Raw genomic sequence first — 24,974 nt, 5'->3', positions numbered from 1 at the left:
ACTATTTATAATCAAAAACTTACAATTAATTACAATACTTAAGTACCGCAAAAAGTTTGATAGCCCTTGTCATCTTTACCTGTCTCTTGAAAGCGGGCTAAGTTAGCTGTTTTATCATATGGGTTACTCATCACCATTAAAAAGTCGCTTAGCAGCTCGCTCTCGCCGTGCTGATTATATTGCGCAAGTATTTCTTCGACGATGTGATTACGCGGTATAACCCTTGGGTTAGCCGCTCTCATTAGGTTATAGCTGTTTTCATCACATCTTTTTTGCCATAACTGGGCCCATTGCGTTAATTCATCTGGCACTTTGCCACCCTCTAGTGACTCGGTTAGGGCATCAAAGGTATTGGTGTAATCGAGCTTATGCTCTTGAAATAACAATAATAACTTACTTACAAGCTCTACATCGTCTTCTTTATAACCTGCTAAGCCTAATTTTTGTGCCCACATTTGATTATATTGCGCGTTAAATAACGTAGAAAACTGATTAATTAGCGGCGTCATTAAACTTACAGCTTGTTCGTCATCTTCATCTATTAGCGGGATTAGGCTCTCAGCTAAACGCGCGCAGTTCCAACTTACAATATTTGGCTGATTACCATAGGCATAGCGACCTTGCTTATCAATTGAGCTAAACACGGTATCAAAATCAAAGGTATTCATCATTGCACACGGGCCGTAGTCGATAGTTTCGCCGCTTATCAAGGTATTATCAGTATTCATAACGCCATGAATAAAGCCTACTCGCATCCAGCTAATAACCAGCGCTAGCTGACTATTTATAACGGCTTCTAAAAAGTCTAAATAGCGCTGAGCCCCTGTTGATTGAATACTTGGGTAATGGCGTTCAATGGCTACATCAGCTAATTTTTTTAATCCCTCTACATCACCTTGAGTTGCTAAATACTGAAACGAGCCAACGCGAATATGACTACTTGCTAAGCGGGTAACAATTGCGCCTGGTTGCGGCGGATTACGATAAACAGCTTCGCCTGTGCCGACAACAGCTAAACACCGCGTGGTTTTAATTCCTAAGCCATGCATAGCTTCGCTCATAATATACTCGCGAATAGCGGGGCCTAGTGCACATCGTCCATCGCCTCCTCTTGAAAAAGGCGTGGCGCCTGAGCCTTTTAACTGAATATCCCACAGCTGATTTTTATCATCGCTGATAGCACCCAGTAAGTGCGCTCGCCCATCCCCCAAGCGCGGCGAAAAGTGCCCAAACTGATGCCCAGAATAGCCAAGCGCTACAGCATTTACCGGTTGTGGCTCGTTACCAGCAAAAGTACTGGCCCGCAGCGCTGGCTCAACATCTATATTAAACTGCTGTGCTAACGCTTCGTTCCACAAAAGTAATTGCGGGGCTGCAACGCTTGAAGGACTGTCCTCTATTGCGAAGTTATCTGCTATGTCAGTGTATCTTGGCACTAGTTTCATGGTTAATCCTCTGTTTGTTGGCTTATGCCTACGCGATTGTCGCCCACGCTGTAAGCCACAATTAAGCTAAGTTCTTGCAGGCTCAAACCACTTTGCTTTTGCATTTCGTTAAAAAACGCCTGTGCGGCAGTGAGTGATTTTTTAGTTTGCAGGCCGCCATCGATAATTTTGTGCGCTCTTAGGTAACTTTCTACATCTCGCGAAAGTAAAAAAGTATCTTTACCAAGCGCTCTTAAGGCATACGGGCCTGTATTGCCGCCCAAACGGGCGCCGTGTTTTTTTAAATGCGCCCATAAACCAATAATGTCATCGTTTGGCCAGTTAGCTACAAACTTGCTAAAACTGCCATGTTGCTGTGCTATTTCGTGGATCATGTAGGCATTTTCAGGAATTGTTTTTACCTTTTTATAATTACGAATAATACGCTCATCAGTTGCTTTTTGCTCGAGCATATCGGGCGGCATCATAAGTAATTTATCAACACTAAATTGCCAAAAAACCTCTCTGAAACCGGGCCATTTACTGTTTATTACCGACCAGTAAAACCCGCTTTGAAATACTTTTCGGGTAAACTCTTCAAGCCAGTCGTCGTCACTTAATGCGCTTAATGCTTTTTTAGATAAGGGTTTTGCGAGTAATAACTTAAGCATTTTTTCAGAACCTTTTCGCTCTACTGCTCGCTTATAAATATCGCTAAATTTTTCCATACTTATTAAATACCTCATCACTGCTCATAGGGTTAGTTTACGAGAAAAGCAGCTAATACGTAACCACCCACATTTTCGATGAACTAATCTGTATCCTGCAACTTGACACCTAGACGGCTAAAATGTTTTAATCGCCGCAATTACCCTATTTAAATTGTATTTTGTTAAACCTTTTGCGGTTAAACAAAATACAAAGGGCTAGAAGAGGTGCGTTATTCAGGTAGCGTATGTTAGGAGCGCAAACTCCAGTGAGCATATGTGAGGGGAATACCGCCGAGAGGTAAACGCTTTTGCGAAGCAATTACTTCGGGCGACTAGGTTGAATCCTAGCGACTGTCACCAATAGCTGTTTTAGAGCAGCTTATTAGTTTGGTGGAGAGCTTCTGGTCTTAAATAATAAGGCCGTGCGCCCTATTATTTTAAGCCCATTCGCTCTTCGAATACTGTTCGAACGACGTTAATGCGGCTCACATCATACAGCCTCCTTAATATCTCGAACACCTTATAGGTTCGTAAGAGATGATTCACAACTTCAATTTAGACGACTACGCACTGTGGACAGCGCTTGTTACGCCGTTTGATCAACAAGGTAATGTTGACTACGACACGCTCACAACACTTGTTAGCGAACAAGAAGCGGCACACAACGGTATTTTACTGCTCGGTAGCACAGGTGAAGGCTTAGCCCTTACACTTAAAGAGCAGCAAGGCATTGTTGAGCACGTGTGCCAATTAAAACCAAGTGTACCGCTTATGGTTGCTGTTGGTGGTAGTAACTTGGCCCAACAAAAAGAGTGGGTTAGCTACTGTAACCAATTACCTATTCACAGCTACTTATTAGGCTCGCCTCTTTATGCAAAACCAGGGGCTGTAGGTCAAACACATTGGTACGAAAGCTTATTAAACGAAAGCGCGCATCCGTGTATGTTGTACAACGTACCTGGGCGCAGCGGTGTAAGCATTCCTATCGAAACCATTGAAAACTTAAAAGCGCATCCAAAACTGTGGGCTTTAAAAGAAGCCAGTGGCAACATCACCCAATTTGAAGCATACCGACAAGCCGCGCCTAATTTAGCGCTATACAGTGGCGACGATGCACTTATGCCCTACTTTGCCCAAGCAGGTGCAAAAGGCTTAGTTTCGGTTGCGGCCAATGCATGGCCTTTGCAAACACACGAATTTGTAAAGCGCAGCCTAAGCGGTCAACACCCCAATTTATTTGCTCAGTGGACTCGCGCTATTAATAGCCTATTTGCTGTAGCAAACCCTATTCCCGTTAAAGTGCTAATGCACCAGCAAGGGCGTTTAAATAGCCCACTGTTGCGTCCACCTTTAACGCATCTTGAGTTAACGCAAACCGATTGCATTACCACTGCAAACGACACCATTTTATCTTGGCATTAAACACAGGTTTTTATAATGAGCTGGTTAGAACTACTAAATAATTTAGAATCGGGCGCAGTACGCGCAGCATCACAAAACGAAAGCGGCCAATGGGAAGCTAACGTAGAAGTAAAGCAAGGCATTTTAGAAGCCTTTAAAAATGGCACTAACACCGAGTTTGCAGGCGGGTTTGTAGATAAACACAACCTTGCACCACAAGAATTTAGCACTGAAGATGGCGTGCGTATGGTACCAGGTGGTACCAGTGTTCGCCGCGGTGCCTACGTAGCTAAAGGCACTATTATTATGCCACCAGCGTACGTAAATATTGGCGCATACATCGACGAAGGGACTATGGTTGATAGCCACGCATTAGTGGGTTCGTGTGCACAAGTTGGTAAAAATGTACATTTAAGTGCAGCTGTTCAACTTGGTGGTGTACTTGAGCCAATTGGGGCAAGCCCAGTCGTGGTTGAAGACGATGCGTTTATTGGCGCAGGTTGCGTGATTGTTGAAGGCGTAGTTGTTAAAAAAGGTGCAGTACTGGCACCAGGCGTACGTTTATCTGCAACCATTCCGGTATACGACTGCGTTAACGAGCGTCAGCTAGATAAAGGCGAACCAATCCCAGAGTACGCTATTGTAATACCAGGCTCTCGCCCTGCGTCTAACGAATGGGCTCGTGAGCAAGGCCTAAGCATGTCGTGTGCACTCATTGTTAAATACCGCGACGAGCAAAGCGATGCATCGTTATTGCTAGAAGAGGTTTTACGATAATGAGCTTTTTGAGCACGCCTATCAAGGCCGCCGTAAATACACTTACTCAGCAACTTGATACACCTTTTTTTGTTTACGACTTAGACAAACTAAACGCACACCTTACCCGTTTAGTTGCGCAAACCGATGTAAAGCTTTGGTATGCGGTAAAAGCCAATCCGCTTTCTAAGGTTATTCAATGCCTAGACAGCGCCGGATTTAACTTTGACGTAGCAAGTAAAGGTGAGCTTGAACAAGTCCTTGCACAAGGTATTAGTTCACAGCGCGTGCTCAACACAGGGCCTGCAAAGAGCCCTAAACAAATTAAACACTTTATTGAGCGCGGCGTGCGTATTTTTGTTGCCGAAAGCCTCAATCAAGTACGTTGGTTAAACCAGCAAGCGCAGCTGCAAAATACGCAGCTGCAAGTATTACTGCGTGTGCAATTACGCTGGCCAGAAGGTGAAAAAAACCCATTAGGGGGTGACAGCCTTACACCGTTTGGGCTTGGTTGCGATGAATGGCAAGCGCTCAATACTGGCGATTACCCAGCACTTAATTTTGATGGCCTACATATTTTTCAGTGGGGCAACATGCTTAGCACGCAAAAGCTAAGCGAGCTGTGGTCGCAAATGATTGCACCGCTTACCACCTTGGCTAATAACTTAAATATAAACCTGAAAATTTTAGACTTAGGCGGCGGTTTAGGTATTCCTTACACACCAAACGATGCAACACTTGAGTGGGATGGATTAATCACCGCGCTGGCAAAAATTAAAAAAGATGCGGGTGTAGACGAGCTTTGGATGGAGCTTGGCCGTTACGCTGTAGGCGAATGCGGTCATTACGCTAACCCCGTCGTTGAGTGCAAACAAAACTACGGCCAACAGCAAGTTATTTTAACCGGTGGTATTAACCACTTATTGCGCCCTGCTGTTACAAGCCAAGATTTTCCTGCGGCGTTACTGCGCGAATCAACAGCGCCAGAACAAGCAATGAGCTTATATGGCCCATTATGTACTGCCCTTGATTGCTTAGGCGAGCATACCCTACCAAGCGATTTAAACGAGCAAGACTGGCTGGTGTTTAGCCAATGTGGTGCCTATGGTTTTACCGAAAGCATGCCCTATTTTTTATGCCATGAACTAGCTGCAGAATACGTGTTACAAAATGGCGAGCTCACGTGTGTGCGCCAAGCAGAAGATGCCAGTCACTACTTAAGGTAATAAACATGAGCATAACAACACCCATTAGCCAAGAAAACATTGTAGTAGGGGAAGTAGCAAACGGCTTACCCCTAACTATTCCGGTGTATCGCTTAAAAGGCGATGGCAGCGGGCCAAGCGTGTATATTCAAGCCAATATGCATGGCGCCGAGGTACAAGGTAACGCGGTTATTTTTCAGCTGCTAGAGCAGTTAAAACAGCTCAATTTAAAAGGCGACATTACCTTAGTACCTTATGCTAACCCTATAGGTTGTAATCAAAAGTCAGGGGAATTTACCCTTGGCCGATTCGACCCTATTACTGGCACTAACTGGAACCGTATGTATCACTACAATAGTGATTTAGTTACCCAGTTTGCACACGAGCATAGCCAGTACGACGATGCAGCTTTAAAAAGTAATTTTAAAAAAGCCCTGCTTGATGAAATAGATGCCAAACTTAACGGCCCAGCTTATTTACTCAATACCGGTAAACGCATTGCGCTTAACCTACAAAAGCTGGCGCATCAAGCCGATATCGTGCTCGACTTACATACGGGCCCTATTTCAAGTAAGCATCTTTACTGTCCAACGTATGCCAGCGACAGCGCACGTTATTTTAATATTGAACACGTACTGCTTATTCCAAGCGACTTTGATGGCGCAATGGATGAAGCTAGCTTTTGCCCATGGTGGCATCTAAGTGATGCACTTAGTGCGCAAGGCAGGGACTTTAATGTACAGGTTGAGGCCTTTACAGTAGAGCTAGGCAGCCAAGAAAAAATAGATTTAGCAGCCGCCTTTGACGATGCAAACAGCATTTTAAGCTATTTGAACCATAAAAATGTATTGGTAGATGCAGCGTATCAACCTAAGCAGATGACTCGTTATGCGTGCCATTTAGATGACTACTTTGCTTATTATGCGCCGATTGGCGGCATGGTTGAATATGTTGCCCCGTTAGGCGCACACATAAAGGCAGGTGAGCCAATAGCCCATATATTACGCATGGAGCGCTATTTAACTGAGCAACCCCTACAAACATTAAGCCTTGATTGCGATGCAATTGCTATTTTGCATTTTGCCTCAGCAAGCGTAAACCAAGGCACTGAACTTTATAAGTTTTTTACTAACGTATTTGAGTTATAACGCACCGCGCTATAACTCCCCCTTCTCATTGCGTGAGAGTAAGTTAACTAACTTACAATATAAGCGGCTATATGCCGCTTTTTTTGATCTGTGATAACGGTGTAAACGTAAGGTAATCAAATAAGTGTAAATTCAGTGAAAGTTCACCGTTACAAATGTAAAAACACGTTATAATTTATAAATCTACCTTACTCTCAAAGGAATAAACAATGAGCTGGCGTTATTGGATTGCAGTTACGGCTTTACTAAGCACACCCTCTTTTGCCCAACAAGAGGTTAAAAAAAATGAACAAGACAACGACATAGAGCTAGTTAAGCAATGTATTTTAAATGAAGTAATTGGTGGCGATGGTAAGCAAACCTTAGACGAGCTGCGCACAAAGTGCTCCGCCCTTGAAGAAAACAAACAACTTACCGCACTTGATAAACGCAAGGCTCGCGAAGAGGTAAGCAAAAAAAATCGTAACGTAATTACGCCGCATAAACGTAACTACATTTTACCTTTATCGTATGTCTCGCACCCTAACGATCGCCCGTTTGATGGCTTTGACGAGCTAACAGATGAAGAAAATGGCGAACCCCTTGATAACCTAGAGGCTAAATATCAGCTTTCTATTAAAGTGCCACTGTACGATGATTTTGCAGATGACGACCAAGCCATATTTTTTGGCTTTACCTTGCAGTCGTATTGGCAAATTTATAACTCAGAGATTTCTTCTCCGTTTCGTGAAACCAACTACGAACCAGAAATATTTTGGGTAAACTACCTAGACCAAGAAAACGTACTTTGGGGCGACGAAATGGCCATAGCGCTGGGTATTTCGCACCAATCTAATGGCCGCAGCCAGCCAAACTCTCGTTCATGGAACCGAATTTACGCCGATTTTATATGGGAAAAGAGCGGTTTTGTATTTAGCTTTAAACCTTGGTATCGCATTGCCGAGGATGAAAAAGACAATATATTAGAAGCCGATGGCGACGACAATCCAGATATTTACAAATACATGGGTTACTTTGAATTTGGCGGGGCGTATCGTTATCACGATCACGAGTTTAGCTTTATGACTCGTAATAATTTAAATTCAGATAACCGTGGTGCACTTCAACTAGATTGGTCATTCCCGCTTTGGGGTCGTTTGCGTGGCTACGCGCAGTACTTTAACGGTTACGGTGAGAGCCTAATTGATTATAACGCCGATGTAGAGCGTATTGGTGTAGGTATATTACTTACCGATTTACTATAATTTATTAATACACCATAAAAAAAGCCAAGCCCTTTTATAAAGTGCTTGGCTTTTTTATTAAAGCGTTACTCGTTATTTTTTAACGGCAAACACCCCTTCAAACTCTGCAACAACATCGCTGCCATCAAATATAGTAACAGGTACTACGTAGCTTGCTTTGCCTGTTGTTTCCAGCTCACTGAGCTTACCTTTACAGGTTTGCACATCAACACAACCGCGTGGGTCGGTATTAAGTGGTTTTAAGTATTTTATAGTGGCATCGGCTAATACAATATTGCCCTCAAGCCCTGCCTCTTTAAGCGCTAAGTACGTTGCGCCCCAACCTGTTAAGGTTGCTAAGCTGTATATAGAGCCTGCAAACATGGTGTTGTGTAGGTTTAAGTTAGCGTCTAAATCAGCACGCGTTGTAAACTGCCAATCAGTGTAGCTTTCTACTTTTATACCCATTGCATCACTAATTGGGATTGATTCACGCCAAATATTTTGCAGTACTTGCGTCCAATCAGGGTGGCGAAACCAACCCGGCTCACTAGGCTTTTGCTTAATCATTTTGAAATGTTGTACATCGCCATACGCTAAGTGGGCTTTTTCTTTTAGCTCGTAGCCGTGGCGCTTATAAAACTCAAGCGCACGCTCGCGAGCAAATAACACTAATTCGCCTGCGTTTTGCGTCCATGCTATTTTTTCAAGCTCGTGTAATAAACGGCTACCAATATGCTGGTTACGGTTGCCTTCGGCTACGGCCATGTAACGTACTTGCGCTTGTTCATGGTTGTTAAAGTGTAAACGGGCCACACCAAGCACATCACCGTTGTTATTTTTAATAAAGCGATGCTCTGAGTCTTGTTCCATATCATCTTGTTCAGAGCCACGAGGCTCATTCCAAGGCGCACGTAGTACTTCCCAACGTAATTGATAGTACGCTTGCCAGTCTTCGCTGCTCTGCGGTGTCGTTACTTGAAACATATATACTCCTGTTGTTTTGCCGTAAATAAAAAATAAAGGCTACGGCATGTAATCCAACTGAATAACTCTTTAACCTGCACATTGGTTTTTACATTAGAAAATTAAAGATTAAGTTGGTTGGAATTATTATGGCAAATACCATACTCCATCTTTTAAACACTGCCAATACGACTTTGGTAAGCAAGCGAAAAAATAACTGTTTTACCCATAGCATCAGCTAGTTTATGCTGGGCCTTTAGAGATTGAACATGCACTGAGCGAAGAGTTCTGCCTAGAGGAAATTAACTCTTTGTTGCCTACATGGGTGTAAGCCAGTAGAGTAACGCAGGAGCAGTTACCGAGCCCACTAGGTTACAAATCTCGCGCCGCGATTAAATCGCCCCTAGATTGAACAAACTTTAATCCTGAAAGGTCAACAGGCCCTTAATGTTATGAGCGATTTTATAAACCCTTTAACGGGTGTAGTGAGTAGCCACTTTATTAGTCACAGCCAAGAAATTGGGCAACTAGTTTACTGGCATAAATATGCAGGCGATCACATACAGGTTCGCCAATTCGGGCAGCTTCGCTGGCTGCTGATTAACGATACGTTGCAATCGGTGATAGAGCTTAACAATCCACAGCGCTTACTATTTCCACATTTAACCTATTTAGCTAAGCAGTGGCAAACCTTAGCACCGCCAAATCATGTGTTAGAACTTGGTCTTGGCGGTGGCGCTATACGTAATTACTTACAATACACTTACCCGCAGGCACACGTAACATCAGTTGAAAAAAATGCAGATATAATTGCCTGCTATACAGATTTTTTCGCTCTTAAAAACCAAAGTGACGTGCAGTGTGATGACGCGCAAAATGTACTTAGCAAGGCACATAGCCATGACTGGATTATTCTTGATTTATTTAGCCAGATAGATGCACCACGATTTTTGTTTGAACGCGCTTTTTATCAAAAAATATACGATGCGCTAAACGCAGGTGGCACGTTATTTATTAACTTTTTATCGCAACATGAGTCGCAGTTAATTCAGTTACAGCAATTACTATTTAATGTGTTTGGCGTAAAAGTAAGCCCGCATAAAATTGCGGGCTTTGTGAATCATATTATTATTGTTACTAAAGCTGGTAATTAAACCGATAAGTTAAACGTAACAGGCCCATCGTTACACAAGCTCACTTGCATATCGGCGCCAAACTCTCCCGTTGCCACACTAATACCTTGCGCTTTAGCTTGAGTTACAAAATACTCGTAAAGCGCGTTAGCTTGGCTAGGTGTGGCTGCCGATGAAAAGCTTGGGCGCATGCCTTTTTTAGTATCAGCCGCTAATGTAAATTGCGACACCACGAGTAACTCACCGCCTATATCTTTTAGGCTTAAGTTCATTTTGTCGTTTTCATCGGTAAATATTCGGTAATTACTTACCTTATGCAATAGTTTGTCGGCGGTTTGCTCATCATCTGGTTTTTCAACACCGAGTAACAATAATATACCTTGGCCAATTTCACCTATAACTTGGTTATCAACTTCTACTTTGGCACTTTTTACACGTTGTATTAAGCCCTGCATTTAACTGCGTTCCTCTGTTTTTAGTTCTTCATCAATGTCTATTTCTGGTGTTTGTGGTACATGATTAGGGCTTATACAGGCGGTAAATTCGGCCCCTAATAGCACCACCACCCACGACAAATACACCCACACAAATAAAATAGGAATAGTCGCAACAGCGCCATAAATTACTTCGTACGATGGAAAGTGGCTAATATAAAGCGCAAAGCCTTTTTTAGTCAGCTCAAATAATACTGCCGCAAAAAGAGCCCCCGGTAGCGCAGCCCGAATAGATACAGGCGTGTTAGGCACTAAAGTGTATAACATTAAAAAGCCAATCATCGAAAAGCCATAAGGCACCAGCTTTAACAAAAAGCCACTAAACCCAGGAATGCCCTGATCGGCAAACGACACTAACGAAACAATATACGATGTAACACCAATACTTGCGCCTAGCAGTACGGGGCCTAAGCTCAATACCATCCAATAAACCGCAAAAGAGATCATCATGGGGCGTTTTTTCTTAATACGCCAAATGCGATTAAGCGTGGCATCAACATTACGTATAAGCAGCAATGCAATCGCCGCTAAAAAGCCAATACCCACGGCGGTCATTTGGTTCGCATTGCCAGCAAAGGAGCTTATATGCTCTTTAATAACATCAGATGAGGTAGGTACAAAGTTAGTAAACAAAAAGCTTTCTATGGCTATGCGGGTCGACTCAAACCCCGGGAAGGCCGAAAATATTGCCACGCCTACCGCTATCAAAGGCACTAAAGAAAGCAAAGTAACATAGGCAAGGTAGCCTGCATTCACTGTAATTTGATCGTCTATACAGCGGTTAACGTACTGCATCCACCAGCTTGGCTGTTGCCTTAAAAAGGAGATAGCTTGCTGTTTATAAAGGGAGAGCTTATCATTCATACAATTGACTTGTGCTAATCGAATTTTGATTATGATAGCAATCAGCACCATAATTTACAGCACTTACTGGTAAATAGGGATCCAAATGAAAAAACAAACATTACTTAGCGCCTCGGTACTGGCCATTACGCTTACTTTATCGGGCTGTCAGTCGGCCTATTATTCTGCAATGGAAAAAGTAGGTGTACATAAGCGCGACATTCTTATTGACCGCGTAGAAGAAACCAAAGATTCACAAGAAGAGTCGCAAGAAGAATTTCAATCAGCACTTGAGCGCCTAACAACTTTAATTAATTTTGATGGCGGCGAGTTACAAGATGCCTACAATCAACTTAACGATGATTATGAGTCGAGCTTAGCAGCCGCTAATGAAGTGTCGAGCAATATTAATAAAGTTGAAGATGTAGCAGAAGCTTTATTTGACGAATGGAGCGATGAGCTTGAGCAATACAAAAGCGCGTCGCTTAAACGCGAAAGCAGTAAAAAGCTAGCGGCTACACAACGCCAATTTAGCCAGTTACTTCGCTCTATGCGCAGTGCAGAAAGCAAAATGGAACCAGTGCTATCGTCGTTACAAGATAACGTACTGTACTTAAAGCATAACTTAAACGCACAAGCGGTTGCCGCTATTAAAGGCGAATTCACTAATTTAAAGCGTGATATTCAAGTGCTGATGAACGACATGAATAAATCAATTGCCGATTCAAACAAGTTTATAGAGCAAATGAATAGCGCTGGCTAATCAATTAAAATCTGCCTAACAAAGCCTGCTTATTGCAGGCTTTTTTGTTGTTACGTTTTGTTACCTTTGAACTATTTGTTAATCTTTTGATGTTGTTATACTTTTATAAAAATAATAATAGATAGCAACAATGAAACTAAAAACCACCAGCCTTGTATTTATTTGTGGATTGCTTAGCGCTTGCGAAACCGCTAATCGCATTGAGGTGATTGCAGGGGAAAGCACGCTTACCCCGCAACATCAAACAGGCGAGCGAAAAGGACGCTTTTATAACCTCTACCCTGGCAAAAAAACCTACCCCACCACCTGCGAAACCGGCTGCTACCCGCCAAGCCCTAAATTACAATGCAAACAAGACGCTGAAGATTGCCAATTTATTGCTGAGCAAAAGCCAATTAATTTAAATACGGGCTTTACCGTGCGCTGGTTAGGGCACGCTGGGTTTATGATCCGCACACCTAACGGACAACACGTGCTATTTGACCCTGTAAAAGAGCAGTTCGACTCACCTGTTGATTTAGCCTTTAGGTTAGCATCAGGGTTTTACAGGCAACCCGGCGATTGGCTTACACAAAACGAGCTTAAAAACCTAAGTGCAGTGATGTACTCGCATATTCATTACGATCACTTTAATAAAGCCGATATAGAAGAGCTTGGTAATCAACCTCGCTACTTAACGCCATTAGGTATGGCCGACAACTTCCCTACTGGTGGCTATAACATTAGCGAAATGGCCTGGTATGCAAAAACACAGCTTGATGATTTAACGATTCATGCCCTACCAGCGCACCACTTTAGTAGCCGTGTATTGGTGCCCTTTATTTACGAAGATAACGATAAAGACCTATGGAATGGCTGGTTGCTTGAGCAAAACGGCAGTACCGTGTTTTTTGCAGGCGATACCGGCTACTCAAAACACTTTAAAGACATTCAGCAAAAGTATGGCGATATAGACATATGCCTACTGCCCATAGCCTCGTATTACAGTGAAGACAGCCCTACTTGGTATCGTTATGTACACACCACACCAGAGGATGCTGTAAATGCAGCTAGTGACCTTAACTGTAAAGTAATGATACCGTGGGGCTATGGTAACTCAAGCTGGAAAATGGGCGACCGGACAAGTCATTCAGCACTGCTAAGGTTACTACATATGCACAATAAAATGGCTTCAACCACACCTTTATATATTTTAAACGAAGGCGAAAGTATTTCACTGTAACTCATTGCTGAACTGTTTTAGGATGATTGTAATATCTAAATACATATTAACATTGAGAAATTAATGAAAAAACACGCATTAGCTTTAAGCTGTTTATTAAGCGCCCCAGTAATGGCCATTGATGTAGCGCACACATCGACCCCTATTACTATTGATGGCGTATCTGAAAGCGCATGGGATAAAGCAACGTGGCATGATATGCCGCATTTAATGGATGGCACCTTGCCCTCATCAGATGCCGACTTTAAAGGCCGCTACCGCCTGCTGTGGGATAAAAACTACCTGTATTTACAAGCTGATATAACTGACGATGTACTTATTGATACGCACCCAGACCCGACCGTAAAATATTGGGATGACGATGCGCTGGAAATTTTTATCGATAGCGACGCCTCAGGTGGTATTCACCAGTTTAACCATACCGCGTTGGCATATCATATTGGCCTTGATAACCAAGCCGCCGATTACGGCCCCGATAAAAAAGCCCATTTATACACCGACCACTTAACAAGTAACTGGAAGCGTAATACCCAAGCCCCTTATAACATCACCTGGGAAGTTGCTATAAAGCTCTACCCTAACGATTACCAAGAAGGCGCTGTAAACACGCCCATTACGCTTAATGAAAAACAAGTCATTGGCTTTATGCTCGCGTATTGCGATAACGATGGCAGCGAAGTACGCGAGCACTTTATGGGCTCTCACGAAGTACAACCAGTCAATGGCGACAGAAACCGTGGTTTTATAGACGCAGATGTCTTTGGCAAAATTACCCTGCTGCCAAAAAGTAACCACTAATAAATAGTTGAGAAGTAGGTTGGGTTGAGCGTAGCGAAACCCAACGAAAAAATACCCTACCAACAATGACAGATGCTTTGCGTTATCGATTGATTAAGCTTTGACTCTTTTACTTCTCTTTGTGCAAATATTTTTTAAGTGAATTATTCACAAAGAGGATAAGAGGCGCTGCGCTTTTAGAGATAAATACATTGCTGCAGTTTCACTATAGAACGAACTATAAACACAGACGTATTTGGAAAAGCCGCTCTACTGCCAAAAAGTAACCACTAATAAATAGTTGAGATGTAGGTTGGGTTGAGCGTAGCGAAACCCAACGAAAAAATACCCTACCAACAATGACAGATGCTTTGCATTATCGATTGTTTAAGCTTTAACTCTTTTGCTTCTCATTCCCTCCTCCTTGTGCAAATATTTTTTAAGTGAATTATTCACAAAGAGGATAAGAGGCGCTGCGCTTTTAAAGATAAATACATTGTGGCAGTTGTTTCACCATAGAACGAACTATAAACACTGACGTATTTGGAAAAGCCACTCTACTGCCAAAAAGTAAGTACTAATAAATAGTTGAGAAGTAGGTTGGGTTGAGCGTAGCGAAACCCAACGAAAAAATACCCAACCAACAATGACAGATGCTTTGCGTTATCGATTGATTAAGCTTTGACTCTTTTACTTCTCATTCCCTTCTCATTCCCTTCTCATTCCCTTCTCCTTGTGCAAATATTTTTTAAGTAAATTATTCACAAAGAGAATAAGAGGCGCTGCGCTTTTAGAGATAAATACATTGTGGCAGTTTCACTATAGAACGAACTATAAACACTGAGGTATTTGGAAAAACCACTCAACCGCCAAAAAGTAACTACTAATAAATAGTTGAGAAGTAGGTTGGGTTGAGCGTAGCGAAACCCAACGAAAAAATACCCTACCAACAATTATGATGCTTTGCGTTATCGATTGTTTAAGATCTGACTCTTTTACTTCTCATTCCCTTCTCCTTGTGCAAATATTTTTTAAGTGAATTATTCACAAAGAGAATAAGAGGCGCTGCGCTTTTAGCGGTATGATCACAGTTCGTACAACTTACAACTCTTGTTTTAACCCACAAAAAAGCCGCTGTATTTTGCAATACAGCGGCTTTTAAACCATTACTCTAAATTAATAGATTATGATTTTGGAGCACGACCCGCACGCTTACGCTCACTTTCAGTTAAGTGACGCTTACGAATACGAATGTTCTCAGGTGTTACTTCTACTAACTCGTCATCATCGATGAACTCAAGCGCTTGCTCTAGTGTGTAGTTCAATGGTGGCGTCAATGTTTGTGCTTCATCTGTACCAGATGCACGAACGTTAGTAAGTTGCTTACCTTTAAGGGCGTTAACTGTAAGGTCATTATCACGGCTATGAATACCGATAACCATACCTTCGTAAACTTCAACACCGTGACCGATGAATAATTTACCACGCTCTTGTAAGTTAAATAATGCGTTAGTAAGTGCTTTACCTGTAGCATTTGCAATCATTACACCGTTCTTACGAACACCTAGCTCGCCACCTTTGTGCGGACCGTAGTGATCGAATGTATGGTAAAGTAAACCAGAACCTGAAGTTAACGTCATGAACTCAGTTTGGAAACCGATTAAGCCACGGCTTGGGATCATAAAGTCTAAACGCATACGGCCCTTACCATCTGGTGCCATATCAGTAAGCTCACCTTTACGAAGACCAATTTGCTCCATGATAGAACCTTGGTGCTCTTCTTCACAGTCAATTGTTAGTGTTTCATACGGTTCTTCTAATACGCCATCAACAGTACGTAAGATTACTTCTGGACGAGATACAGCTAGCTCGTAACCTTCACGACGCATGTTTTCGATTAAGATACCAAGGTGTAATTCACCACGGCCCGATACGCGGAAGCTATCTGGGTTGTCAGTATCTGCAACACGAAGTGCAACGTTATGTACTAATTCTTTGTCTAAACGCTCACGAATATTACGTGATGTTACAAACTTACCTTCTTTACCACAGAACGGAGAGTTATTTACAGAGAACGTCATCGTTACTGTTGGCTCATCAACACTTAGTGGTGGTAATGCTTCAACGTTGTTAGGACAACAAACAGTATCTGAAATCTTAAGCTCGCCAAGACCTGTTACCGTCACAATGTTACCAGCGTAAGCTTTATCTGTTTCGATACGCTCAAGACCTAGGTAGCTTTGTACTGAACCGATTTTGCCGTTACGCGTAGAGCCATCAGCACTAACAATCGTTACTTGCTGGTTAGGCACAACAGAACCACGTTTGATACGGCCAATACCGATTACACCTTTATAAGAGTTGTAATCAAGCTGAGAAATCTGCATTTGGAAGTCACCTTCAGGATCTGCATCCGGTGGTGATACTTCGTCAACGATCATTTGGAACATAGGTTCCATGTTGTCAGACGGCTCGTCTAAATCTAGTGTAGCCCAACCGTTGATTGCTGAAGCGTAGATTACTTTAAAGTCTAGCTGTTCGTCAGTTGCACCAAGGTTGTCGAATAAATCAAAGATTTGATCCATAACCCAATCAGGACGTGCACCTGGCTTGTCGATTTTGTTGATAACAACAATTGGCTTTAAGCCTTGCGCGAATGCTTTTTGCGTTACGAAACGCGTTTGCGGCATTGGACCTTCTTGAGCATCAACAAGTAATAATACTGAGTCAGCCATCGAAAGTACGCGTTCAACTTCACCACCAAAATCGGCGTGTCCCGGGGTATCTACGATATTGATATGGTAGTCTTTCCAAGAAATGGCTGTGTTTTTAGCCAAAATGGTAATACCACGTTCTTTCTCAATGTCGTTTGAGTCCATCACACGCTCTTCGTTACCGCCGCGTGTTTCTAATGTACCTGATTGCTCAAGTAGTTTGTCAACCAATGTCGTTTTACCGTGGTCAACGTGCGCGATAATCGCTATATTTCTTAACTGTTCGATGCTCATATTTTTACTCAGAGAAGTTTATTCTCATTGATCCTGCAAGATCTACGCACTCATCTGCGTTTTCACCAGATGTCCCAGCATAGGATTTAAAAGGGCGCATATTATCCCTCATTAATGACATGGATGAAAGTTTATCCAATACAATTTTAAAAACTTTCTTAATACTTTTACTAAGTATCTGTTTTTTATATGACAATTATATGAAATAAATTTCGACAAATTACATAAATTGTCGTTTTTTAGCTAATTTGTTGATTGCTTTGGCACTATTTACTATTTAAGTTAAGCTGATTTAGGTGATTAAAATACGTGCAGAATCGAGCGTGAAATTTTTGCACCAATGTGGATATTTTACGCACCACAAAAGTGCAAAGCCCGTGACCACTTTTGTGCAACCATAATTTTTAACTTAATAAACAGCAAGTTAAAATAATGGCATAAAATCGGCTTACTAAAAAACCAAAGCATTTAATGCAGCAATAATAAAACCCAACAGTTGGAGGACACATGTCACAATCGGTTTTAGATTTTATTAAAGAAAATGACGTTAAGTTCATTGATTTACGCTTTACTGATACTAGAGGTAAAGAACAACATGTTTCTATTCCTCATCACCAAGTAGATGAAGATTTTTTTGAAGACGGCAAAATGTTCGACGGCTCTTCAATTGCAGGTTGGAAAGGCATTAACGAATCAGACATGGTACTTATGCCAGTAGCTGATTCAGTAAAATTAGACCCATTCACAGAAGAAGCTACGCTAATCGTACGTTGTGATGTTGTAGAGCCATCTACACTACAAGGTTACGAGCGTGACCCTCGTTCAGTTGCTAAACGCGCTGAAGAGTACATGAAATCTACCGGTATCGCAGATACAGTTTTATTTGGCCCTGAGCCAGAATTCTTCCTATTTGATGATGTTAAATACAAGTCAGATATGTCAGGTTCTATGTACAAAATTGATGCTGTTGAAGCAGCATGGAACTCAGATAAAGACTACGAAGGCGGTAACACAGGTCATCGCCCAGGTGTTAAAGGTGGTTACTTCCCATGTTCACCAGTTGACTCTTCACAAGATTGGCGTTCAGCTACTTGTTTAGTACTTGAAGAACTAGGCCAAGTAGTAGAAGCGCATCACCACGAAGTTGCAACAGCGGGTCAAAACGAAATCGCAACTCGCTTTAATACAATGGTATTAAAAGCGGATGAAATCCAAGAGATGAAATATGTTATTCATAACATGGCTCACCTTTACGGAAAAACGGCCACATTTATGCCTAAGCCTGTTGTAGGCGATAACGGTTCTGGTATGCACTGTCACCAATCTTTAGCAAAAGACGGTGTTAACCTTTTTGCTGGTGATAAGTACGGTGGTCTTTCTGAAGATGCACTTTACTACATTGGCGGTATTATTAAGCACGCTAAAGCAATCAATGCGTTTGCAAATGCCTCAACTAACTCGTACAAACGTTTAGTACCAGGTTTTGAAGCACCGGTAATGCTTGCATACTCTGCACGTAACCGTTCTGCATCAATCCGTATTCCAGTTGTACCATCTGAAAAAGGTCGTCGTATCGAAGTACGCTTCCCAGATCCAACTGCTAACCCATACCTTGCTTTCTCTGCAATGCTTATGGCTGGCCTTGACGGTATCAAAAACAAGATCCACCCTGGCGATGCTATGGATAAGGATTTATACGACCTACCAGCAGAAGAAGCAGCAGAAATTCCACAAGTTGCATCTTCACTAGATGAAGCGCTAGAAGCACTTAGTGCTGACCGTGAATTCTTAACGCAAGGTGGCGTATTCACTGATGATTTAATCGATGCATACATTGCACTTAAATCTCAAGAAGTTGAAAAACTTAACATGACAACTCACCCAGTTGAGTTTGAAATGTACTACAGCGTTTAATACGCCGTAGACAAAATTATCGATAAGATAATAAATGTGTGTTCTCAAGCCCGCTTAGCGGGCTTTTTTTTATGGTAAATTAGGGTTATCTCCACTAAAGTTATGTAATTACAAAATATGCAGGGTAGCAATGTGAATTACAGGATATTATTACTATTTTTTGCTTTAGGATTAAGCATTTATAGTTATGCAGGCAATAAGAAAATTTATGCTTGGAAAGATAAAAATGGTGTTTTAGTGTTCTCAGATACACCACGTAGTGGCGCGCACGAAATAAAACTAAGCAGCCAAGATCTTACCCTGTCTGAGACCGATAAACACCCCCCTGGTTCACCACAACCAACACACCCTAACCGTTTTCAAATTATGATATCGTCGCCTACACATAACCAAACCGTACGCGAAAACACCGGCTCGGTGTACGTAACAAGCCGCATAACACCGCGTTTTGAAGCTGGCTTTACCATACAGCTATTTTTAAACGGTAACGCTTATGGGCCCGCAAGCGATTTATCAACGTTTGCTATACGGGATGTAGAAAACGGAGCTCATACTTTGTATCTCAAACTTTATAATAAACAAAATCAAGCCATTGCTATCAGTCAGCCCAGTACCTTTGTGATGCAAAGAAAGGCTGTAAACTAAGTACAATGTCTCATGAAGCAAAATTAGCGCAGCAGTATTTACTGATTAAAACTTGCTTGCAAATATTAACGCACTAAAGTGGTGCAAAGATGTCAAACGAACAAAATTTTAGCCCTGAACTTCTCAATGCCATTTGGCAAAATCAAACTACATCGGTCATGTTACTTGATAAAAGTTTTACCCTTGTTTATGCCAACACCAGCACCAGCGAACTACTCGGCTTGGGTAAAAAGCGCATTATTGGGCAAACCTTTAACAGCTTATTTAATTACCATTCTGTGGATTTAGAGCGCATAGCCCAGTACTCACTTGTGGATGGTGTAGATTGCAGCCAGCACAGAGCTGACGTGGTCTTTATAGATTCTCGCCATGCAAAAATAGCCATTACATCGCGCCAAGTTAAGTTTAAAAACGAACGCTATATTTTACTTGAGTGTCGTAAAACCGATGAAGAAATAAAACACGACAAAGCCTCTAACCAAATGCATCAATATCAAGCTGCACGAAATTTAATTAGAGGGCTTGCTCACGAAATTAAAAATCCTTTAGGGGGAATACGCGGAGCGGCGCAGTTATTGCAGTATGAGGTAGATCAACAAGAAAGGGACGAATGCGCTGAGCTTATAATTGAGCAAGCCGACCGATTACGCGAATTAGTTGATAGGCTACTTGGGCCAAATCAGCTTCCGCAAAAGTCGTATGGCAATATTCACCAAACACTTGAGTCGGTTGTTAAATTAAGCACATTAGATAATTGTAAAAATATTAGTCTAGTTAAAGATTACGACCCAAGTATCCCTGATGTGTTTATTGACCAAGGCAAAGTTCAGCAAGTTGTACTTAATATTGTACGCAATGCTCAACAGGCGTTAGTTGATGGCGGTGAAATAAAAATAAAAACCCGCATTAATCATCAGTATCGCCGCCCCGGAAAAGCCCCTAAAAAAGCCTTGTTGATCCAGGTTTCTGATAATGGACCAGGCATAGACCCAAGCGTTCGCGAAACATTGTTTTACCCGATGATCACCAACAAGGAAGGTGGCTCAGGGCTAGGGCTTTCAATCGCACAAACGCTCATAGATCAGCACGACGGTTATATAGACTGCGATAGCTGGCCTGGCCATACTGAATTTAATATCTATCTGCCTTTTGCAGATTAATGTTTTGGAGTTGGCATGAAAACAGTTTGGCTTGTAGATGATGACGCATCAATTCGCTTTGTATTAGAAAAAGCGCTGACACGCGCAGGGTTTGAAGCAGAAAGCTTTGCAAATGCGCAAGACGTGTTAAGCGCGCTAAAATTTAGCCAGCCAACCGTGTTGGTATCTGACGTACGGATGCCAGGCATGGACGGCATGGCATTGCTTGAACTCATAGCAGAGCAAAACCCAGGGCTGCCGGTTATTATAATGACCGCCCACTCAGATTTAGACTCAGCAGTTAACGCATTTCAAAAAGGCGCGTTTGAGTACTTAGCCAAGCCATTTGATTTAAACGAAGCCGTGGCATTAATCGAAAGTGCCTGTAGAGCAAATTCAACTAAAAAGACTAAGCGTAAACAAGTTCCACCTAAAAGCGCGCACATTATTGGCGAAGCCCCTGCGATGCAGGAAGTGTTTAGAGCGATAGGTAAACTGTCGGCTTCAAGTATGAGCGTACTAATTAATGGTGAGTCTGGCACAGGTAAAGAGCTTGTTGCCAGCGCTTTGCATAACCACAGCCCACGTAAAGAAAACCAGTTTATTGCATTAAACATGGCCGCTATTCCAAAAGAGCTTGTGGAGTCTGAGCTATTTGGCCACGAAAAAGGCGCATTTACTGGTGCCGATAGCGTTCGTAAAGGCCGCTTTGAACAAGCCAATGGCGGCACACTGTTTTTAGATGAAATTGGCGATATGCCACTGGATGTGCAAACACGTTTATTACGTGTACTCGCCGATGGTGAGTTTTACCGTGTGGGCGGGCACCAGAGTATTAAAGTAGATGTACGCATTATCGCTGCAACGCATCAAAATTTAGAAGATTTAGTAAAACAGGGTAAATTTAGGGACGATTTATTTCATCGTTTAAACGTTGTGCGCCTTCGTTTACCGGCTCTTAGAGAAAGAACTGAAGACATTGAACGCCTAGCGCAGCACTTTTTACACAAAAGCGCAAAAGATCTGCAAGTAGAAAGTAAAGTGCTAAGCCCAAAAGCCACAGAGCAGCTTAGGCTATTTAGCTGGCCTGGTAATGTGCGCCAGCTTGAAAACACCTGTCGCTGGTTAACCGTTATGGCCCCTGGTGAATTAGTAAGTGAGCAAGACCTACCACCAGAGATCATTGATGCAGCACCTGTTCAACAAGAAGGTGATTGGCTTGATGCGTTTCAGCAATGGCTCAATCAAGAGCTTAAGCAAGGTAAAGAAAACATTTGGCCTGATATTCAAGCTCAGCTTGAAACTCGCCTTATAAAAACAGCACTGGCTAATTGCTCTGGCCATAAACAAGATGCAGCCATAAAAATTGGCTGGGGGCGCAACACGTTGACCCGCAAATTAAAAGAGCGCAATATTAGCTAGTTTCTAACCGTTACTCGTTGGCCCTAGGATGAAATTAATAGAACACATTCCATTATTTAAACAAATGGAAATAGTGAATAGATTGCACTTTTTTAAAGACTTCACCCTTGCTGAACGCCAAGTGCTACTAGAGTCGTTTGGGTTATTGTATTTAGTTAACCAGCATCAGTTTTTATTTAAACAATACGATAACGACAAACGCTTATACATTGTATTAAGCGGTGCGTTACTTGTTTTTAAACATAACCACTTGCTGGAGCTTGGCACTATAGAGCCCGGTGAGTTTATCGGTGAAGGCGCATTTATTAATAACCGCGAGCGTAGTACGAGCGCTCGCGCTAAAACCGACACCATAGTACTTGCCATTACCCCAGAGGCACTTACTCGCTTGCCTAATGTAATACGCGAAAAAATTAAAGATAGAATCATAGAAGGTATGAGCCTGCGTATTGCAAAGCTGAGTGAGCACATAGAAACCCACGGTTAGCTCTATCACTCAGTCCATATAAACAATTTGTAGTGAGCAATCAAGCCAGCTGGGGTGATTAACATGCGCCGTAAATGTATACGTATCGGATGGCTTGGCGCCAAAGGGCGTCGCTACAAGCGGCTGTGAGTGGCTATATGTTTGCGAGTAGGTTTTATAATAAATAACAACATAACCATATAAAAACTCCCAACCTAACCTTACAACAGCGCCACTGGGTAAGGTAAAGTCAGCGTGTTCATTTGAAAATCTAACCGCTAAATCATTGTATTTATCTTCGCTGCAATGGGTTGTTCTTAGCCGAGACGGCATAGTAAAAGCGTCTTCTCCATCAGTGCTCTTTAAATAAAAGCCTATATTGCCATCACCATAAAAATGATTTGATCGTGTCGTGTAGTTAATTTCGGGCTGATAACCTAGCTCTTGCATAATAATAGCTAACTGCTCAGTCTCTTTTGGGTAAATTTTATCGCTTGATAAGAGTAACGTAGCCTCACCAAAGGTAGATGGGATTTCTAGCGCTACGTATTCATAAGGAAGATTTTGTGCTTTTAGCGCAGCATCGAGCTGCTTGCGCTGCTCATCTTGCAAGTTTTCACTAAAAACATAAACGGTAGGTTGTTGGCACGCAGTTAATAATAGCGCCCACATACAGATTAAAATGCCATTTTTCATAGTTACCCCCAATGATTACAATTGTAGTCTATTGGAGGTAACTATCTATAGCAACTTAATACTCATGTGCTTAATTAAGTATTATTGTACGTTGGTATAATTTGTTTGGCTGTCTAACCAGGCATCTACACTTTGGCGCGTATATAAAACTTCATTAAATAAGCGATGACGTTCAAATTCCAGTTTTGATTTTTTAAGTGGATCACCACTAATTAGCCGACTGTGCGTATCGTTAAACTTAGAAATAACCGAAAAGCCGCGTTCATCTTGCTCTTTTTGTGTTTTTACCGAGTTAGCTAAGTGAGCTCTTACATCATCTGCTGTCAGCATATCTGAATTATCTAAGCCCATTAGCTCTTTTTTCATTGCTAATCTTATGCCCATTTACTGCTCCAATTATATGCAGACCTAAACAATTAAAACGGTGAAATAATTACCATGTTTTAGGTACGATTTTTTATTTGCCAAAGCAATAGCAAATAGCACACCAAATTTTTGCTAGAGCATACGCATCAAATGCTGCAGTTTTTTTAAAGTTGAAAAAAGTTTTATATTTATCACTCTTTTTTATCCCACTCGGGCGAGCTTGCTAGGTGCAAAAAACAGTGCAAGCCTTTATACTTGCTGCTTATGCGCCACCAACAGAGATAACCATGTCAGAAGAATACATTGAAATTGAACTTGAAGAAGAACCTATAGAGCTTTGTAAATTACTAAAAGTACTCGATTTAGTAGAAGGTGGCGGCCAAGCTAAAAACCTAATAGCGCAAGGCTATGTTGGGGTTAACCATGAAATATGTACAATAAAACGGAAAAAATTATACAGTGGCGATGTACTTGAATTTGATGGCGAGCTTTTTCAACTCACTTTAAGTGAAGATGCGACTCCTGTAGAGCGCCCAGTGGCAACAACCCAGCCACAGCCAGAAAAAACACCTAATGAAACAGCTCAAAAGCCGGCAAAAAATAAAAGAAAGCGCACTAAAAAGCCAAAGGTTGATGAAAATACAGGGCGTCGCCCTATCTCATTTGGCTAGCCATTAGCGCTTTGTGCCATTTTTATTATATGTATAGGCTAGCTTGAACAGTTAGCCTTTTTGCTCTTTAATTACCTCGTAAAATACAATAAAAACAAGGTAATAATATGACAACCTCAGCCACACCCAATTGGTTTAAACCCGCCCTGTGGGCAGCACTTATCTGGAATTTATTAGGTGTGTTTGCATTTATAATGCACCTTATGATGACCCCCGAGATGATAAGTAAACTTCCGTTAGATCAACAAGCTGCATATTCAGACGTGCCTTTGTGGTCTACCATTGCATTTGCTGTAGCGGTATTTGGTGGCACCCTTGGCTGCATACTACTATTGGCCAAAAATGCATTTGCAACGCCTACCTTTGCGTTATCGTTGGTAGCGATATTTATTCAGCAATTTTATAATTTCATTGTGATAAATAGCATTAAAATGCTGGGGATAAGCGCGGTGTTTATGCCTATTTTAGTGATTGTTATTGCGTTTTTGCTTTTATATTTAAGTATAAAAAGCAAACAACAAGGTTGGTTGAACTAACTTCCCCCCCTTTTGTAAACTCATTATTTTGCTACTTGAAAAAACA

The 24,974-nt window shown here is 41.9% G+C and carries 24 protein-coding genes and 1 riboswitch; of the genes, 16 read left to right on the top strand and 8 right to left on the bottom strand.

Translation table 11 applies throughout. The annotated features are described in order from the left end of the window. Positions 1-38: 38 nt before the first annotated feature. Positions 39-1,445, bottom strand: coding sequence for a YdiU family protein (locus tag PSH50_RS16035; RefSeq protein WP_273609832.1), 1,407 nt, complete (start codon positions 1,443-1,445; stop codon positions 39-41). 2 nt (positions 1,446-1,447) lie between these two features. Beyond that, positions 1,448-2,152, bottom strand: a complete 705-nt coding sequence (locus PSH50_RS16030; RefSeq protein WP_273609831.1) for a DNA-3-methyladenine glycosylase I — start codon at positions 2,150-2,152, stop codon at positions 1,448-1,450. 194 nt (positions 2,153-2,346) lie between these two features. Continuing rightward, positions 2,347-2,543: riboswitch (Lysine riboswitch) on the top strand. Positions 2,544-2,671: 128 nt separating this feature from the next. Between PSH50_RS16030 and dapA the strand changes: the two genes are divergently transcribed. From dapA to PSH50_RS16005, 5 genes are all read left to right on the top strand, one after another. Further along, entirely contained in the window at positions 2,672-3,556 is an 885-nt protein-coding gene (dapA, locus tag PSH50_RS16025; RefSeq protein WP_029773500.1) for a 4-hydroxy-tetrahydrodipicolinate synthase, read from the top strand. 15 nt (positions 3,557-3,571) lie between these two features. Further along, on the top strand, positions 3,572-4,312 hold the full coding sequence (locus tag PSH50_RS16020) for a 2,3,4,5-tetrahydropyridine-2,6-dicarboxylate N-succinyltransferase (RefSeq protein WP_054983375.1): 741 nt from the start codon (positions 3,572-3,574) through the stop codon (positions 4,310-4,312). After that, entirely contained in the window at positions 4,312-5,517 is a 1,206-nt protein-coding gene (locus PSH50_RS16015) for a PLP-dependent decarboxylase (RefSeq protein ID WP_273609830.1), read from the top strand. Before PSH50_RS16020 ends, PSH50_RS16015 begins: the two co-directional genes overlap by 1 nt. A 5-nt stretch (positions 5,518-5,522) precedes the next feature. Further along, positions 5,523-6,644 carry a succinylglutamate desuccinylase/aspartoacylase family protein gene (locus PSH50_RS16010; RefSeq protein ID WP_055255163.1) on the top strand — a complete coding sequence of 374 codons (1,122 nt, stop codon included), beginning with the start codon at positions 5,523-5,525 and terminating at the stop codon, positions 6,642-6,644. A gap of 209 nt (positions 6,645-6,853) precedes the next feature. Then, positions 6,854-7,888, top strand: coding sequence for a phospholipase A (locus PSH50_RS16005; protein ID WP_004588421.1), 1,035 nt, complete (start codon positions 6,854-6,856; stop codon positions 7,886-7,888). Positions 7,889-7,960: 72 nt separating this feature from the next. Here PSH50_RS16005 and PSH50_RS16000 read toward each other — a convergent pair whose 3' ends face one another. Beyond that, positions 7,961-8,854, bottom strand: coding sequence for a bifunctional GNAT family N-acetyltransferase/hotdog fold thioesterase (locus tag PSH50_RS16000; protein ID WP_024032005.1), 894 nt, complete (start codon positions 8,852-8,854; stop codon positions 7,961-7,963). A gap of 431 nt (positions 8,855-9,285) precedes the next feature. On the opposite strand from PSH50_RS16000, the gene PSH50_RS15995 reads away from it, so the two are divergent. Continuing rightward, the gene (locus PSH50_RS15995; protein ID WP_273609829.1) at positions 9,286-9,987 is read left to right on the top strand and encodes a spermidine synthase; all 702 of its coding nucleotides are present in this window, start codon (positions 9,286-9,288) and stop codon (positions 9,985-9,987) included. On the opposite strand, the gene dtd is transcribed toward PSH50_RS15995, so the two are convergent. After that, complete coding sequence (gene dtd / locus PSH50_RS15990; RefSeq protein WP_096040994.1) at positions 9,984-10,421, bottom strand: D-aminoacyl-tRNA deacylase; 438 nt, start codon at positions 10,419-10,421, stop codon at positions 9,984-9,986. The genes PSH50_RS15995 and dtd overlap by 4 nt on opposite strands. After that, entirely contained in the window at positions 10,422-11,324 is a 903-nt protein-coding gene (locus PSH50_RS15985) for a virulence factor BrkB family protein (RefSeq protein ID WP_029773504.1), read from the bottom strand. A gap of 85 nt (positions 11,325-11,409) precedes the next feature. Here PSH50_RS15985 and PSH50_RS15980 point away from each other — a divergent pair, with 85 nt between their 5' ends. The 3 genes from PSH50_RS15980 (at position 11,410) to PSH50_RS15970 (ending at position 14,086) form a co-directional block, all read left to right on the top strand. Further along, positions 11,410-12,066: a DUF2959 domain-containing protein gene (locus tag PSH50_RS15980; RefSeq protein ID WP_004588426.1), complete on the top strand. Its 657-nt coding sequence runs from the start codon at positions 11,410-11,412 to the stop codon at positions 12,064-12,066. 130 nt (positions 12,067-12,196) lie between these two features. Continuing rightward, positions 12,197-13,288 carry an MBL fold metallo-hydrolase gene (locus tag PSH50_RS15975; RefSeq protein WP_273609828.1) on the top strand — a complete coding sequence of 364 codons (1,092 nt, stop codon included), beginning with the start codon at positions 12,197-12,199 and terminating at the stop codon, positions 13,286-13,288. A gap of 63 nt (positions 13,289-13,351) precedes the next feature. Further along, positions 13,352-14,086 (top strand): CBM9 family sugar-binding protein, encoded by a 735-nt coding sequence (locus PSH50_RS15970; protein WP_024032000.1) that lies wholly within the window; start codon positions 13,352-13,354, stop codon positions 14,084-14,086. A 1,163-nt stretch (positions 14,087-15,249) separates the two neighbouring features. On the opposite strand, the gene typA is transcribed toward PSH50_RS15970, so the two are convergent. Then, positions 15,250-17,073 (bottom strand): translational GTPase TypA, encoded by a 1,824-nt coding sequence (typA, locus tag PSH50_RS15965; RefSeq protein ID WP_004589455.1) that lies wholly within the window; start codon positions 17,071-17,073, stop codon positions 15,250-15,252. A gap of 507 nt (positions 17,074-17,580) precedes the next feature. Between typA and glnA the strand changes: the two genes are divergently transcribed. The 5 genes from glnA to PSH50_RS15940 all read left to right on the top strand — a co-directional run bounded on the left by glnA (position 17,581) and on the right by PSH50_RS15940 (position 22,680). After that, a complete protein-coding gene (gene glnA, locus PSH50_RS15960) occupies positions 17,581-18,987 on the top strand; it encodes a glutamate--ammonia ligase (RefSeq protein WP_024031998.1) in 1,407 nt (468 codons plus the stop codon). Between the two features lie 132 nt (positions 18,988-19,119). After that, positions 19,120-19,632, top strand: coding sequence for a DUF4124 domain-containing protein (locus PSH50_RS15955; RefSeq protein ID WP_138685779.1), 513 nt, complete (start codon positions 19,120-19,122; stop codon positions 19,630-19,632). Positions 19,633-19,721: 89 nt separating this feature from the next. After that, positions 19,722-20,792, top strand: a complete 1,071-nt coding sequence (gene glnL, locus PSH50_RS15950) for a nitrogen regulation protein NR(II) (RefSeq protein ID WP_004589452.1) — start codon at positions 19,722-19,724, stop codon at positions 20,790-20,792. Positions 20,793-20,807: 15 nt separating this feature from the next. Continuing rightward, a complete protein-coding gene (glnG, locus tag PSH50_RS15945; RefSeq protein ID WP_004589451.1) occupies positions 20,808-22,193 on the top strand; it encodes a nitrogen regulation protein NR(I) in 1,386 nt (461 codons plus the stop codon). A gap of 28 nt (positions 22,194-22,221) precedes the next feature. Beyond that, positions 22,222-22,680 (top strand): cyclic nucleotide-binding domain-containing protein, encoded by a 459-nt coding sequence (locus PSH50_RS15940; protein WP_004589450.1) that lies wholly within the window; start codon positions 22,222-22,224, stop codon positions 22,678-22,680. A 9-nt stretch (positions 22,681-22,689) separates the two neighbouring features. On the opposite strand, the gene PSH50_RS15935 is transcribed toward PSH50_RS15940, so the two are convergent. Further along, the gene (locus tag PSH50_RS15935) at positions 22,690-23,355 is read right to left on the bottom strand and encodes a hypothetical protein (RefSeq protein ID WP_273587797.1); all 666 of its coding nucleotides are present in this window, start codon (positions 23,353-23,355) and stop codon (positions 22,690-22,692) included. 81 nt (positions 23,356-23,436) lie between these two features. Further along, on the bottom strand, positions 23,437-23,739 hold the full coding sequence (locus PSH50_RS15930) for a hypothetical protein (protein WP_004589447.1): 303 nt from the start codon (positions 23,737-23,739) through the stop codon (positions 23,437-23,439). Between the two features lie 269 nt (positions 23,740-24,008). Here PSH50_RS15930 and PSH50_RS15925 point away from each other — a divergent pair, with 269 nt between their 5' ends. Together PSH50_RS15925 and PSH50_RS15920 are read left to right on the top strand one after the other, a co-directional pair. Continuing rightward, entirely contained in the window at positions 24,009-24,392 is a 384-nt protein-coding gene (locus tag PSH50_RS15925) for an RNA-binding S4 domain-containing protein (protein WP_024031994.1), read from the top strand. Positions 24,393-24,499: 107 nt separating this feature from the next. Next, complete coding sequence (locus PSH50_RS15920; protein WP_273587798.1) at positions 24,500-24,928, top strand: hypothetical protein; 429 nt, start codon at positions 24,500-24,502, stop codon at positions 24,926-24,928. The last annotated feature ends 46 nt before the right edge of the window (positions 24,929-24,974 follow it).

This window comes from Pseudoalteromonas sp. Angola-7 (assembly GCF_028599255.1).
GTDB classification, from domain to species: Bacteria; Pseudomonadota; Gammaproteobacteria; order Enterobacterales; family Alteromonadaceae; genus Pseudoalteromonas; species Pseudoalteromonas atlantica.
This window is presented reverse-complemented; position numbering and strand designations above follow the sequence as displayed.

Coding starts and splice junctions, on each gene's coding strand:
- PSH50_RS16035 (WP_273609832.1), bottom strand. CDS start 1,445: ATGAAACTAGTGCCAAGATACACTGACATAGCAGATAACTTCGCAATA.
- PSH50_RS16030 (WP_273609831.1), bottom strand. CDS start 2,152: ATGGAAAAATTTAGCGATATTTATAAGCGAGCAGTAGAGCGAAAAGGT.
- dapA (WP_029773500.1), top strand. CDS start 2,672: ATGATTCACAACTTCAATTTAGACGACTACGCACTGTGGACAGCGCTT.
- PSH50_RS16020 (WP_054983375.1), top strand. CDS start 3,572: ATGAGCTGGTTAGAACTACTAAATAATTTAGAATCGGGCGCAGTACGC.
- PSH50_RS16015 (WP_273609830.1), top strand. CDS start 4,312: ATGAGCTTTTTGAGCACGCCTATCAAGGCCGCCGTAAATACACTTACT.
- PSH50_RS16010 (WP_055255163.1), top strand. CDS start 5,523: ATGAGCATAACAACACCCATTAGCCAAGAAAACATTGTAGTAGGGGAA.
- PSH50_RS16005 (WP_004588421.1), top strand. CDS start 6,854: ATGAGCTGGCGTTATTGGATTGCAGTTACGGCTTTACTAAGCACACCC.
- PSH50_RS16000 (WP_024032005.1), bottom strand. CDS start 8,854: ATGTTTCAAGTAACGACACCGCAGAGCAGCGAAGACTGGCAAGCGTAC.
- PSH50_RS15995 (WP_273609829.1), top strand. CDS start 9,286: ATGAGCGATTTTATAAACCCTTTAACGGGTGTAGTGAGTAGCCACTTT.
- dtd (WP_096040994.1), bottom strand. CDS start 10,421: ATGCAGGGCTTAATACAACGTGTAAAAAGTGCCAAAGTAGAAGTTGAT.
- PSH50_RS15985 (WP_029773504.1), bottom strand. CDS start 11,324: ATGAATGATAAGCTCTCCCTTTATAAACAGCAAGCTATCTCCTTTTTA.
- PSH50_RS15980 (WP_004588426.1), top strand. CDS start 11,410: ATGAAAAAACAAACATTACTTAGCGCCTCGGTACTGGCCATTACGCTT.
- PSH50_RS15975 (WP_273609828.1), top strand. CDS start 12,197: ATGAAACTAAAAACCACCAGCCTTGTATTTATTTGTGGATTGCTTAGC.
- PSH50_RS15970 (WP_024032000.1), top strand. CDS start 13,352: ATGAAAAAACACGCATTAGCTTTAAGCTGTTTATTAAGCGCCCCAGTA.
- typA (WP_004589455.1), bottom strand. CDS start 17,073: ATGAGCATCGAACAGTTAAGAAATATAGCGATTATCGCGCACGTTGAC.
- glnA (WP_024031998.1), top strand. CDS start 17,581: ATGTCACAATCGGTTTTAGATTTTATTAAAGAAAATGACGTTAAGTTC.
- glnL (WP_004589452.1), top strand. CDS start 19,722: ATGTCAAACGAACAAAATTTTAGCCCTGAACTTCTCAATGCCATTTGG.
- glnG (WP_004589451.1), top strand. CDS start 20,808: ATGAAAACAGTTTGGCTTGTAGATGATGACGCATCAATTCGCTTTGTA.
- PSH50_RS15940 (WP_004589450.1), top strand. CDS start 22,222: ATGAAATTAATAGAACACATTCCATTATTTAAACAAATGGAAATAGTG.
- PSH50_RS15935 (WP_273587797.1), bottom strand. CDS start 23,355: ATGAAAAATGGCATTTTAATCTGTATGTGGGCGCTATTATTAACTGCG.
- PSH50_RS15930 (WP_004589447.1), bottom strand. CDS start 23,739: ATGGGCATAAGATTAGCAATGAAAAAAGAGCTAATGGGCTTAGATAAT.
- PSH50_RS15925 (WP_024031994.1), top strand. CDS start 24,009: ATGTCAGAAGAATACATTGAAATTGAACTTGAAGAAGAACCTATAGAG.
- PSH50_RS15920 (WP_273587798.1), top strand. CDS start 24,500: ATGACAACCTCAGCCACACCCAATTGGTTTAAACCCGCCCTGTGGGCA.